Genomic DNA, 12489 nt, shown 5'->3' on the forward strand with positions numbered 1-12489 from the left:
ACCGTCCGCGCCGACGTTCACATCAGCCCCGCACCCAGGACGTCCCGCGCCAGGCCGACGACGACCGGCACGATGCCCAGGCACACGAAAGCAGGCAGAAAACACAGACCGAGCGGCCCGCTCACGAGCACTCCGGCCCGATCGATCTCGGCAGCCACCCGGTCCTCCGTCTCGGCGCGATGCCGGACCGCGAGTTCGGCGACGATGTCCGACAGGGGCGCACCGGATTTCGCGGATCGTCGTGCCGCGCGGGCGAAATCGTCCAGCACGTCGACCGCTCCCGAACCTCCCCACGCATCGGCCGGATCGGCTCCGAGCGCCAATCGGTCGGCACCTCTCCGCAACGCCGCCGCGAGGTCGGGTGGAGCAGACTCCGCGACGACCCGCGCCGCAGAACCGGCGGGCATCCCCGCGCGCAGGCACGCCGCGAAGAGATCGAAGGCGGCGGGAAGCGCGTGCGGGTCGGTCTCGGGTGTAGTTGTATCCGACTGATCGGCAAGGGTTCTCGTGGAGAACAAGCGGGTGGTTCCACGAGGTGTCGGCGCGACGACGAGCGAGGCCGCTCCCAGCAACACCGCCCACGTCGCGCTCATGCCCCCACCCGTGCCGCGATCCGATCCGTCCACAACAGACCCGCACAGACCAGCGCAGTGCCCACCACGAGCATGACGCCGCCGAGCCCACCGGTGAGAAGGATGCCGAGCGGAGCGGCGCCCATGAGTTGCCCGAGACCCACCCCGAGCACCGGCAGTCCCGCCAGGACCGTCGCCGTGGCCCGCGCGCCGGCGAGACCTGCCTCCGTACGGGCACGGATCCGCATACGCGCGGCCAGATCGACGCGCGCGGCCCCGAGCAGTTCGGCGAGAGCGAGACCGTGACGGTCGGAGACCGCCCACGCGTCGGCAACACGGTCCAGACTGTCGGCGACGCCATCGCCGTCCGACGATGCTGCAGCAGATCGTAATCCGTGTGCCGCCGACCCGCCGAGTCGCGCCCGGGCCGCAGCGACCCGGAAGGCACCGGCGACGGACCCGGCCGTCTCCCGAGCCGCCGTCTCGCACGCGTCGGCGGGATGCGTCCCCACCCGCAGATCCGCGATCACGGTGTCGAGTCCCGACAGCAACATCCGCCGTTGCCGATCGAGCTCCGCAGCGCGACGACGCGATCGACGACGCCCCACCACGGTCGCCGCGACGGTCGCGCCGGCCACGGCCGGCGTGATCCCCGCCCACACCACAACCGTCGTGAGCACGACGACCACCACCCCTGCGACGAGGGCGCGCGGTATCGGGCGCGGCGCCGCGTCGGGCACCCCGCGTCGCAGTCGACGGCGGGCCGAGGACGACGGCAGGACGAACAGCGCCGCCGCGAGGCACAGGAGCGTCGCGTTCACGGCGCGTCCCGTCGACGCAGGATCCGCTCGAGGGTGTCCATGCCGTGCTCGTCGCCCCTGTCGTGGGTCCACGCGGGTGTGACGATCACGCCCGCGACGGGGTCCCGCTCGACCACGCCGATCCCCACGAGACGTCGCACTCCGTCGCTGCCCCGGTGAACGTGCAGAATCACCTGCACCGCTGCGACGAGCTGGCTGTGCAGCGCCGCCCGGTCGAGACCGCCGAGCGCGGCAAGGGCCTCGAGCCGCGCGGGCACTTCGTCGGGCGAATTGGCGTGCACGGTCCCGGCACCACCGTCGTGACCCGTGTTCAGCGCGGTGAGAAGATCGACGACCTCGGCGCCCCTCACCTCACCGATGACGATGCGGTCCGGTCGCATCCGCAGCGCCTGCCGCACGAGATCGCGGACGGTGACCTCACCGACGCCCTCCACATTGGGTGCCCGTGCCACGAGGCGCACCACGTGCGGGTGGGCCGGGACCAGTTCGGCGGCGTCCTCGACGCAGACGATGCGTTCGGTCGGGTCCACCGCGCCGAGCAGCGCCGCGAGCATCGTCGTCTTCCCCGCACCCGTACCGCCGACGACGAGGAAGGCCAGACGCGCGCGAACGATGCGCAGCAGCAACCGGTAGGCGGCCCCGGAGACCGCACCGCGATCCCGCAGTGCTTCGAGTCCCTGGGTCGCGGGTCGCAGGACCCGCAGCGACAGGCACGTCCCGGCCTGCGCGACCGGAGAGAGGACCGCGTGCAGTCGGACACCGAACTCACCGTGCCCGGGCAACCTGCCGTCGACCCACATCTGGGCGTCGTCGAGTCGACGCCCGGCGAACAGTGCCAGTCGCTGAGCGAGTCGTCGGACCGCGGCCTCGTCGGGGAAGGTGACCTCGGTCAGGTGCAGCCCGTTGCCGCGATCCACCCAGACCCGGTCGGGTGCGGTGACGAGCACGTCGGTCACCGCCGGGTCTGCCAGCAGAGCCTCGAGCGGGCCCGCTCCGGTCAGTTCGGTCTGCAGATGCCGCAGTGCCGCAAGCAGATCGGAGTCTCCGAGCACTCCCCCGGATTCAGCGCGCAGGGCCGCGGCGACGCGGGCCGGAGTGAGCTCCCCCGTCTCGTCGGCCAGACGGTCGCGGACCCGCGAGAGGAGATCGTCCCCGAGGATCCCGGTCATGCCGCACGTCCCGGGCCGGCGCGGTCGGCCTCCACGGCCGCCAGCACGTCGTGCGCCGCACCGAGCAACGGCGAGCGTGGCCGCAGCCGCAAGCCACCGCGTTCGAGCATCTCGCTCAGGCCCGGCTCGGGACGCATCGAGGTGAGCACGTCCAGGCCCACCGCGTCCGCCACGTCGACGGCTCGCAGGCCCCCGGGTGCAGGTCCGCGGACGACGACTCCGGCGGGCTCACCCCGCGCCGCGAGCGTGCGGGCGACCCGGGCAGCGGAGAGCACCGCACCGATCCGGGCCGGCACGACGACCACGGTGAGGTCGGCCAGTGCGATCACCGCGTCGGCGACCGGGTCGAAGCTGCGCCCCACATCGCAGACGACGGTTGCTCCCGCTCCGCGTACCCCGTCGACGACCGACTCTGCGGCGACGGCGGTGAGCCGATCGGTGTTCTCGCGGTCGGTCGACAGGACGCCCACCCCGGATGCCCATACGGGCACGGCGTCGCGCAGGGCACGCGCGGAGATTCGTCCGCCGTCGACGGTGAGACCGGACCACCGCACTCCCGGACGCTCCTCGAGACCGGTCAGGACGTCGAGTCCCGCGCCGAACGGATCGGCGTCGACGAGCAGGGTGTCGCGTCGTTCGTCATTCCCCGCGGCCCAGGCCAGTGCGGCGGCGAAGGACGACGCGCCCGCTCCCCCGCATCCTCCGACGACCGCGAGGACAGTACCGGCACCGGTCGAGGGCTCGTCGGCGGCTGCGACGATCGAGAGCAGTTCCACCTCCTCGGACGGGAGGGCGAGGACGTGTTCGGCGCCGACGGTCGCGGCGGCCTGCCAGTCCGCCAGGCCGGCCGTCCCGCTGCACACGAGGATCACGCCGGGGCGGCGGGGATATCCGGCCGCGCATGCCGCTGCTGCGGACGCGTCGAGGACGACGATCGCCGCGTCGGTCCACGCCCTGCGGGGCACCGGCACGGACATCTCGTGCAGCGTGCGATCGGCCGCCGCGACCACGCGACGGAGGTCGGCGACCAGCGCAGGATCGTCGACCAGTCCGAGGATGTCGTTCATGCCCGACAGGCTGCCCCGCTGCGGGGTCGTGAGCGCCGGGGGAACGGCCTCGGAAGCCCCGCCTGTGGATGAATCGGGGGCCTGTGGACAACCCGGCCGTGCGCACCCTCGTCGCACCTGTGCGCAGGTCGGCGGGTGTAGAAGACAGTACGAAGACGTATGGGAAAGGCCCTCACACAAAGCGACAGCCCTCGCCAGGGGGGAGGAGGCGAGGGCCGTCTGCGTTCAGCCCCGGGGGGTCGGGCTGAACACAACCCGAGTATCGACCCGGGCATTCGCGATAGTACACCGTTAGGCGTGACTACTTGCAACTTCAAACACCGGCGCGGCGCGCCCCTATTGTGGTGATCGTGACCGACACGTCCGTGAATCCGTCCCGACCGGCCCCGTCGACGGGGGGCTCACCGGATTCGGCTCGCATCGCAGCGTTCTTCGATCTCGACAAGACCGTCATCGCCAAGTCCAGCGTGCTGGCGTTCACCCGGCCGTTCTTCGAGGAGGGTCTCCTCAGCCGTCGGGCCGTGCTGCAGAGCACCTACGCCCAGCTCCTCTACCTGTTGTCGGCGGCCGATCAGGCCCGGGTGGACCGGATGCGCGAACACATCGCGCACATGTGCAAGGGATGGGATGTCGAGCAGGTCGGATCGATCGTCGAGAAGACCCTGCAGGACGTCGTGACGCCGCTCGTCTACGCGGAGGCGAAGGACCTGATCGCCGATCATCGGGCCCGCGGTCACGACGTGATCATCGTGTCCGCGTCCGGCCAGGAGGTGGTGACTCCGATCGCCCGGACACTCGGTGCCTCCCACAGCACGGGGAGCCGGATGCGGATCGTCGACGGCCGGTACGCCGGCGAGCTCGAGTTCTACTGCTTCGGGGAGGCGAAGGCGGTCGCGATCCGCGAGCTCGCCGAGCAGTACGGCTACGACCTCTCCCGCAGCTACGCGTACTCCGATTCGGCCACCGACCTGCCGATGTTGCTCGAGGTCGGCAATCCGCGCGCGGTCAACCCCGACCGCCCGCTGCGCCGGGCGGCAACCGAAAATGGTTGGCCCGTTCTCACTTTCGTTCGGCCCGTACCACTCGGACGTCGTGCCCGTCCGTCGCCGCGCGCCCTGGCGACGCTCGCCGCGACCCTCGGAGCGACCGCACTGATACTGGGTGCCACCCGCCGACTGGCCAAGCGCCGGATGCGTTGACACTCAGGGCCGCTCACCGCGAAATCGAAAACGAAGCATTGCCGTCGGGGGCTTGCCGACATCTCGCGGACGGGGTAGAAAGGAGTTACGGAAGGACGGAAGGCCAAGACCGAATCGGAAGAGAAGATTCGATCTCCCGACTGTTCTTCCCAGCACGGACACCGAGTACCCACGCGAAGCCGATGCCACTATAAGGGCACGAGTGTTGTGGGCCTGCGAGTTCCGGATTTTCGAAGACGAGTTCCCCGCACCCGTTGCGAGGACGAATCGACGATACCCGGATCATCGCCGAGGCCGTTGAATCACAACCCATTTCAGCACGCATGGTAACTCGGACCGTCCGTGCTAGCGGGTGGCGGAATCGATCTCGATCGATATGCCACCCGCTTTCGCGTGCAGGGGGTTTCGCGCGCAGAGGTTTGGTGGGGAGGCCCGGCCGGCGAAGCCTCCGGCACTCAGCCGGCGAACGCCTCGGCGATCGAGCCGGCCTCACGAGCCCCGGCCTCGAGCGACCCGCAGCAGAAGAGCACCCAGCCGCCGACGCCCTCCACGGTTCCCGCCCCGAATCCGGCGACCCCGTCGCGGTAGGCCTGCAGTCGGCGCATCCAGTGAACCTCGGGTACGCCCAGATTGCGCGTGTCGAGTCCGGACGCAACGCACACGAGCCGGGACGCGGCCCGCGCGACGATGCCGTCGGCGACACCGAACGGCTTCAGAACGGACAGTTCACCGTGCACGACCGCAGCGAGAACCGGCGCCGGCGCGTTCGTCCCGCCCGTGACGAGTTGCGCGAGCCCGTCGAGACGCTCGGCGACCCCCGGTTCCGTCCGCGGACGACCCAGTTCCTCGGCGTCCTCCACCAGATCCGCGGCAGCGAGCAGGTGCAGGCGGGCGAGCGCCTGCAGCGGGGCACGTCGCCACGTCGCGACCATGTTGCCGAGCGCATCACCGTCGAGCGACTGCGCGACCCGCAGTGCTCCGGCCAGGATCGGGTCGCCGCTCTCCCCCGGCTGCGGAAGTTCCATCGATCCGCCGTCGATCGACGCCGAGGCGCGGGCGGCCCGCACCGATGCCTCCGCGGCGGTGTTCGCCCAGCCACGCCGATTGGTTCGGTGGCGATGCACCTCTGCGAGCGCGTCGCGGGCACGGTCGGCGGCGTCGCGTACGCCCGGAAGGTCGACGAGAGGCTGAAGAGGGTCGGTCACGCCGACGACGGTACCGGCGCGCATGCGGTGGACGGACGAGAGGTTCACCGGTCGTGTCCGAATGCCGTTCGTCGCGCGAATTCGACCGATGAGCGAAAGTGACGGGGTTGCATATCGATGCAACGGTGCGGCGCCGGTCACAGATGATTACGCTCACAAGAGCCCGAATGGAACCATCCCGGAAAGAGGCCCCGCATCATGACGAGCGCAGCCCAGGAGCACGAATCGAAGGCGTACCCGCCGAGCCCGGAGTTCACCGCCACGGCCAACGCCGGTCCGGAACTGCAGGCCGCGGCCGACGCCGATCGGCTCGGATTCTGGGACGAGCAGGCGAAACGACTCGACTGGGCAGAGCCCTGGACGGAAGTGCTCGACTGGTCGAACGCTCCGTTCGCGAAGTGGTTCGTCGGCGGCAAGCTCAACGTCGCCTACAACTGCGTCGACCGGCACGTCGAGGCCGGTAACGGCGATCGGGTCGCCATCCACTTCGAGGGCGAGCCCGGCGACAGCCGGTCGCTGACCTACAACGACCTGCTCGCCGAGGTCTGTCGCGCCGCGAACACCTTCACCGAGCTCGGCCTGGTCGCCGGCGATCGCGTCGCGATCTACATGCCGATGATCCCCGAGGCCATCGTCACCATGCTCGCGTGTGCGCGCCTCGGCCTGACCCATTCGGTGGTGTTCGGCGGCTTCTCGTCGTCGGCGCTGCGCTCGCGCATCGACGATGCGCAGGCCAAGCTGCTCGTCACGGTCGACGGCCAGTGGCGTCGTGGCCAGGCCGCGCCGCTCAAGAACGCTGCCGACGAGGCCGTCGCCGACGCGAAGTCGATCGAGCACGTGCTGGTCGTCGCGCGCACCGGTATCGACGTCGAGTGGACCGAGGGCCGAGACCTGTGGTGGCACGAGACCGTCGAGAAGGCGTCGCCGGAGCACGAGGCGCAGCCGTTCGACTCCGAGCACCCGCTGTTCATCCTGTACACCTCGGGCACCACGGGTAAGCCCAAGGGCATCATCCACACCTCGGGTGGCTATCTGACGCAGGCGTCGTACACGCACCACTACGTCTTCGACCACAAGCCGGGCAAGGACGTCTACTGGTGCACCGCCGACATCGGCTGGGTCACCGGCCACAGCTACATCGTCTACGGACCGCTGAGCAACGGCGTCACCCAGGTCGTCTACGAGGGCACCCCCAATTCGCCGAACGAGCACCGGCACTTCGAGATCATCGAGAAGTACGGGGTGTCGATCTACTACACCGCCCCGACGCTGATCCGCACGTTCATGAAGTGGGGTCGTGAGATCCCCGACGCCCACGATCTGTCGTCGATCCGTCTGCTCGGCAGCGTCGGCGAGCCGATCAACCCGGAGGCGTGGCGGTGGTACCGCGAGGTCATCGGCGCGGATTCGGCACCGATCGTCGACACCTGGTGGCAGACCGAGACCGGCGCGATCATGATCTCGCCGCTGCCCGGCATCACGGCCACCAAGCCCGGCTCCGCGATGGCGCCGCTGCCCGGCATCTCGGCGAAGATCGTCGACGACGAGGCCAAGCCGCTCGGCGCGGGCGGTAACGGCTATCTGGTGCTCGACCAGCCGTGGCCGGCGATGCTGCGCGGCATCTGGGGCGACGAGCAGCGTTACCGCGAGACCTACTGGTCGCGTTACGAGGACCAGGGTTGGTACTTCGCCGGCGACGGTGCGCGTTACGACGACGACGGAGCGCTGTGGGTGCTCGGCCGCGTCGACGACGTCATGAACGTCTCCGGTCACCGCATCTCCACCTCGGAGGTCGAGTCGGCGCTCGTGTCGCACCCGTCCATCGCCGAGGCCGCGGTCGTCGGCGCGGCGGACGAGACCACCGGTCAGGGCATCGTCGCGTTCGTGATCCTGCGCGAGCATGTCGAGAACACCGGCGACACGCTCATCAAGGAACTGCGCGATCACGTCGCGGTGGAGATCTCCCCGATCGCCAAGCCCCGCCAGATCACCGTGGTGCCGGAACTGCCGAAGACCCGGTCGGGCAAGATCATGCGCCGCCTGCTGCGCGACGTCGCCGAGGGTCGCGAGCTCGGCGACACCTCGACCCTGGTCGATCCGGCCGTCTTCGACGCGATCCGCGGCAAGTAGTTCCGCACGAGGAAAGGCCCCTTCCGGATCGGATCCGGAAGGGGCCTTTCGCTGTCGGTACGACTACACCTCGTCGAGCGACCGGTCGCGCGTCTCCTTGACGATGAGCAGCGCGACGAAGGTCGTCGCCGCGGCGATGAGCAGGTAGATGCCCACCCAGCCGACGCCGTAGCTCGTGGCGAGCCAGGTCGCGATGAACGGGGCGACGGCGGCACCGAGGATGCTCGAGACGTTGTAGGAGATCCCGGAGCCGGTGTAGCGGACGTTCGTCGGGAACAGCTCGGGCAGGATCGCGCTCTGCGGCCCGAAGGTCAGACCCATGAGCAGCATGCCGACGATGAGGAAGAACAGCATGCGGCCGGAGCTCATGCCGTCGCTCGACAGCAGGAACTGGAAGCACAGGCCGAACACCATGATCGCGCCCGTGACGACGAGCAGGGTCGAGCGGCGGCCGTAGCGGTCGGCGAGCCATCCGGCGAGGGGCACGGCCGCGGCGAAGAACAGCACCGCGACCAGCTGCAGCACGAGGAAGTCCGCGTACTGGAATCCGGCACCGTGGCCGCCTTCGGCGGGGGTCTTGCCCGTTCCGAAGCTCAGGACCCAGGTGGTCATGATGTAGAAGAGCGTGTACGTCGCGAGCATGACGAAGGTGCCGATGATCAGCTGACGCCAGCTGGTCTTGAACACCTCGGCGAGAGGCGTCTTGACCTTCTTGCCCTCGGCGACGGCCTTGGCGAAGACCGGCGTCTCCTCGAGCTTGAGCCGCACGTACAGGCCGATGATCACCATGATGGCGCTGAGCAGGAACGGGATGCGCCAGCCCCATTCGAGGAAGGCACTCGACAGGTCGGGATCACCGTTGTCGTGGCCGAGCGCCAGCGTGATGATCAGGAACAGACCGTTGGCTCCGATGAAGCCGATGGGCGCGCCGAGCTGCGGCCACATCGCCGCCCAGGCGCGCTTGCCGGGTTCGGCCGTCTCGGTGGCGAGCAGCGCCGCCCCCGACCATTCCCCACCGAGACCCAGACCCTGGCAGAAACGCATGAGCGCCAGCAACGCCGGTGCGATGAGCCCGGCCTGGTGGTAGGTCGGCAGCAGGCCGATGAGGAAGGTCGCGATGCCCATCGTCAGGAGCGAGCCGACGAGAGTGACCTTGCGGCCGATGCGGTCGCCGAAGTGTCCGAAGACCACGGATCCGACCGGACGGGCGACGAAGGCGATGCCGAAGGTCGCGAGGGAGGCGAGCAGCGCGGTCGTGCTGTTGCCCTGCGGGAAGAACAGGTGCGGGAAGACCGAGACGGCGGCTGTCGCATAGATGTAGAAGTCGTAGAACTCGATGGACGTGCCGACCATGCTGGCGACGACGATGCGCCGGCGAGGAACGCCTGCGACGAGCGAGGAGCCGCCGTCCTCCACTCCGACCGATGTGCTCACTGAACCATCCCCACTACTCCACTCACATTCTGAGACAAGATCCCACTTACTAGGAAAAGTGAACACCCGAGTTTCCGCCCACCGCAAATCGGACACTCCTACGGACGCCCCCGTCCGGCGTTAGACTCTTCCCCGGTGTGCCGGGAAGTCTGGTCGGCGACGGTTCGCCCGTGCCCGTATCCGCCCAGCGAAAGACGCCCGTGTCCGACACCTCCTCCGTTACCTGGACCAGTTCCCTGAACCGCTATCTCCGCGCCGAGACCGTCGGCGGTTCACTGCTGCTCGTCGCCGCCGCGATCGCGCTGATCTGGATCAACTCCCCCTTCGGCGACTCCTACACCGCGCTGCGCGACTTCGAGATCGGACCGGAGTTCCTCCACCTGCACCTGTCGCTCGGGACGTGGGCGAAGGACGGACTGCTCGCGGTCTTCTTCTTCGTCGCCGGCCTCGAACTCAAGCGCGAACTGGTCATCGGCGAACTCGCCGACCGCAGGAAGGCGATCCTGCCGGTCATCGCGGCCTGCGGCGGTGTGCTGCTGCCGGCCCTCATCGCGGCCGCCGTGGGCTGGGGAACCCCCGGCATGGACCGGGGCTGGGCGATCCCGGTCGCGACCGACATCGCCTTCGCTCTCGGCGTGCTCGCACTCACCGGTTCGCGCATCCCCACCAGCGCCCGGGTCTTCCTGCTGAGCCTGGCAGTCGTCGACGACCTCATCGGCATCGCACTCATCGCGATCCTGTTCACCTCCGGTCTCGCGCTCGGCTGGATGCTCGCGACGGTGGCCGCGGCAGCGGCGTACTGGTTCGCGCAGAAGAAGCGCATCACCACCCCGTGGCTGTACGTGCCGCTCGCATTGTTCACCTGGTACGCGATGCACAGCGCCGGTATCCACGCGACCGTCGCCGGGGTCCTCCTCGGCCTCCTCACCCGCGTCCGCACCGATCCCGGAGAGGACTACGGGCCCGCCGAGCGGCTCGCCCACCGCCTCCAGCCGTGGTCGGCGGGTCTGTGCGTCCCGATCTTCGCGTTGTTCGCCTCGGGTGTTCCCATCGGCGCCGAGATGCTCGGCAACGTCTTCACCGACCCCGTCGGCCTCGCCATCGTCCTCGGTCTGCTCGTCGGCAAGACCGTCGGCATCTTCGGCAGCACGTGGGTGGCCATCCGTTTCCGGGTGGCGACGAAACCGACCGGGCTGCAGTGGGGCGACGTCCTCGCCCTTGCCGTGCTCGGCGCGATCGGGTTCACCGTGAGTCTGCTGATCACCGAGTTGTCGCTGACCGGAGAGGCCGCCGAGATCGCCAAGGCCGCCGTGCTGGTGACGTCATTGATCGCCTCTCTCCTCGGGTCGGCGCTACTGTTACGGCGTGGGCGCGCCCACCGCCAACGGAACGAACCAACCGAAGGGGTCGAGTAGTGAGCGTGACGAACGCGAATCGTCCGGAGAACGGAGTCCCGTCGAGCATCTCGGGGATCCCGTTGACGAAGGTGGACGCTCCGACACCCCGCGACGCCAGTGTGGGCGAACTGGTGCGCGACGCCGCGACGCAGCTGTCCACACTGTTCCGCGCCGAAGTCCAGCTCGCCAAGGCAGAGGTGACCGGTGAGGTCAAGAAGGGCGTGCAGGGCAGCCTGTTCTTCATCCTCGCGCTCGCCGTGCTGACCTTCAGTTCGTTCTTCTTCTTCTTCTTTCTCGCCGAACTCCTCGACGTCTGGGTGGCGCGCTGGCTCGCCTTCCTCATCGTCTTCCTGATCATGCTGGTGGTGACGGGCCTGCTGGCCCTGATCGGCTACATGCGGGTCCGCAAGTTGCGCGCGCCCAACAAGACCATCGACTCGCTCAAGCAGACCGCGTCGATCCTCCCGAGCAGCCAGGACGGACACGACGCGGACGGCCCGCGCCACGCCGCGCCGCGTCACGCCACCCGCTGACGAACCGGAACCGTCAGTGCCCGTCCCCGACCCGTCCACGGTCCGGTATCCCGGACCGTGGACGCATCGAGACATCCACGCCAACGGCATCCGTTTCCATGCCGTCGAAGCCGGCCCGCACGACCCGGACACACCGCTCGTGGTGTTCGTGCACGGCTTCGCCGACCTGTGGTGGTCGTGGCGTCACCAGCTCACCGCCTTCGCCGATCTCGGTTACCGGGCGGTCGCGGTGGACCTGCGCGGTTACGGCGACACGGACAAGCCGCCGCGCGGATACGACGGCTGGACGCTCTCGAACGACATCGCGGGACTGATCCGTGCGCTCGGGCACACCGAGGCGATCCTCGTGGGCCACGCCGACGGCGGCCTCGTGTGCTGGGCGACCGCGGTGCTCCATCCCCATGTCGTGCGGGCGATCGCGGTCGTCGACTCCCCGCACCCCATCTCGCTGCGCGACGCGACCCTGCGCGACCGTGCGCAACGCAACGCTCTGCTGCCGACCTTCCTCGCCTACCAGCTGCCGTGGCGTCCCGAACGGAAACTGGTCCGCGACAACGGCCTGGAGATCGAACGACTGCTGCGCGTGCGGTGCGGCCCGGACTGGCGTCGCACCGACGAGTTCGCCGACGTCGTCGACCGGTTGCGCACCGCGATCCGCATCCCGGGCACGGCGCACCTGACCCTCGAATACCAACGCTGGGCGTTCCGCAGCCAGTGGCGTCCCGACGGTCGCCGTTTCATGAAGGCCATGGACGTCGAGCTCACCCTGCCGATCCTGCAACTGCACGGCGCGCTGGATCCCTACGTGCTCGCCGCGACCCTGCGGCGCTGCGTGCGCCACGCCCCCGGACGGATCCTGAAATTCGTCGACGGGGCCGGCCACTACGCCCACCAGGAGAAACCCGAAGCGGTGACGGGACTGCTCGCCGACTTCGTCCGTGGACTCGACTGACCTGCCCGTC

11 protein-coding genes are annotated in these 12489 nt (G+C 69.3%); 5 read left to right on the top strand and 6 right to left on the bottom strand.

The annotated features are described in order from the left end of the window. Nucleotides 1-17: 17 nt before the first annotated feature. From ACWPOC_RS23610 to ssd, 4 genes are read right to left on the bottom strand one after another with little or no spacing between them, the layout of a single operon-like run. Complete coding sequence (locus ACWPOC_RS23610; protein ID WP_455409415.1) at nucleotides 18-593, bottom strand: type II secretion system F family protein; 576 nt, start codon at nucleotides 591-593, stop codon at nucleotides 18-20. After that, on the bottom strand, nucleotides 590-1393 hold the full coding sequence (locus tag ACWPOC_RS23615) for a type II secretion system F family protein (protein WP_455409416.1): 804 nt from the start codon (nucleotides 1391-1393) through the stop codon (nucleotides 590-592). Before ACWPOC_RS23615 ends, ACWPOC_RS23610 begins: the two co-directional genes overlap by 4 nt. Continuing rightward, nucleotides 1390-2562: a TadA family conjugal transfer-associated ATPase gene (locus ACWPOC_RS23620; protein ID WP_455409417.1), complete on the bottom strand. Its 1173-nt coding sequence runs from the start codon at nucleotides 2560-2562 to the stop codon at nucleotides 1390-1392. The genes ACWPOC_RS23615 and ACWPOC_RS23620 overlap by 4 nt, the downstream gene beginning before the upstream one ends. After that, nucleotides 2559-3629, bottom strand: coding sequence for a septum site-determining protein Ssd (ssd, locus tag ACWPOC_RS23625; protein ID WP_455409418.1), 1071 nt, complete (start codon nucleotides 3627-3629; stop codon nucleotides 2559-2561). Before ssd ends, ACWPOC_RS23620 begins: the two co-directional genes overlap by 4 nt. Before the next feature lie 344 nt (nucleotides 3630-3973). Between ssd and ACWPOC_RS23630 the strand changes: the two genes are divergently transcribed. Continuing rightward, nucleotides 3974-4828 (top strand): HAD family hydrolase, encoded by an 855-nt coding sequence (locus ACWPOC_RS23630; RefSeq protein WP_455409419.1) that lies wholly within the window; start codon nucleotides 3974-3976, stop codon nucleotides 4826-4828. A gap of 455 nt (nucleotides 4829-5283) precedes the next feature. Here the strand turns inward: ACWPOC_RS23630 and ACWPOC_RS23635 are convergent, their stop codons facing one another. Further along, complete coding sequence (locus tag ACWPOC_RS23635) at nucleotides 5284-6033, bottom strand: Fic family protein (protein ID WP_026061360.1); 750 nt, start codon at nucleotides 6031-6033, stop codon at nucleotides 5284-5286. A gap of 198 nt (nucleotides 6034-6231) precedes the next feature. On the opposite strand from ACWPOC_RS23635, the gene acs reads away from it, so the two are divergent. Then, nucleotides 6232-8163 carry an acetate--CoA ligase gene (gene acs / locus ACWPOC_RS23640; RefSeq protein WP_120281224.1) on the top strand — a complete coding sequence of 644 codons (1932 nt, stop codon included), beginning with the start codon at nucleotides 6232-6234 and terminating at the stop codon, nucleotides 8161-8163. Between the two features lie 63 nt (nucleotides 8164-8226). Here acs and ACWPOC_RS23645 read toward each other — a convergent pair whose 3' ends face one another. Continuing rightward, complete coding sequence (locus tag ACWPOC_RS23645) at nucleotides 8227-9597, bottom strand: MFS transporter (protein ID WP_225623700.1); 1371 nt, start codon at nucleotides 9595-9597, stop codon at nucleotides 8227-8229. 200 nt (nucleotides 9598-9797) lie between these two features. Between ACWPOC_RS23645 and nhaA the strand changes: the two genes are divergently transcribed. The 3 genes from nhaA to ACWPOC_RS23660 are packed head-to-tail and all read left to right on the top strand — an operon-like array spanning nucleotide 9798 to nucleotide 12479. After that, nucleotides 9798-11012, top strand: coding sequence for a Na+/H+ antiporter NhaA (gene nhaA, locus ACWPOC_RS23650; RefSeq protein ID WP_120283891.1), 1215 nt, complete (start codon nucleotides 9798-9800; stop codon nucleotides 11010-11012). Beyond that, nucleotides 11012-11527, top strand: a complete 516-nt coding sequence (locus ACWPOC_RS23655) for a phage holin family protein (protein WP_016693234.1) — start codon at nucleotides 11012-11014, stop codon at nucleotides 11525-11527. The genes nhaA and ACWPOC_RS23655 overlap by 1 nt, the downstream gene beginning before the upstream one ends. Nucleotides 11528-11543: 16 nt before the next feature. Then, nucleotides 11544-12479: an alpha/beta fold hydrolase gene (locus ACWPOC_RS23660; protein ID WP_159416878.1), complete on the top strand. Its 936-nt coding sequence runs from the start codon at nucleotides 11544-11546 to the stop codon at nucleotides 12477-12479. The last annotated feature ends 10 nt before the right edge of the window (nucleotides 12480-12489 follow it).

It is taken from the genome of Rhodococcus sp. 5G237 (assembly GCF_053764735.1).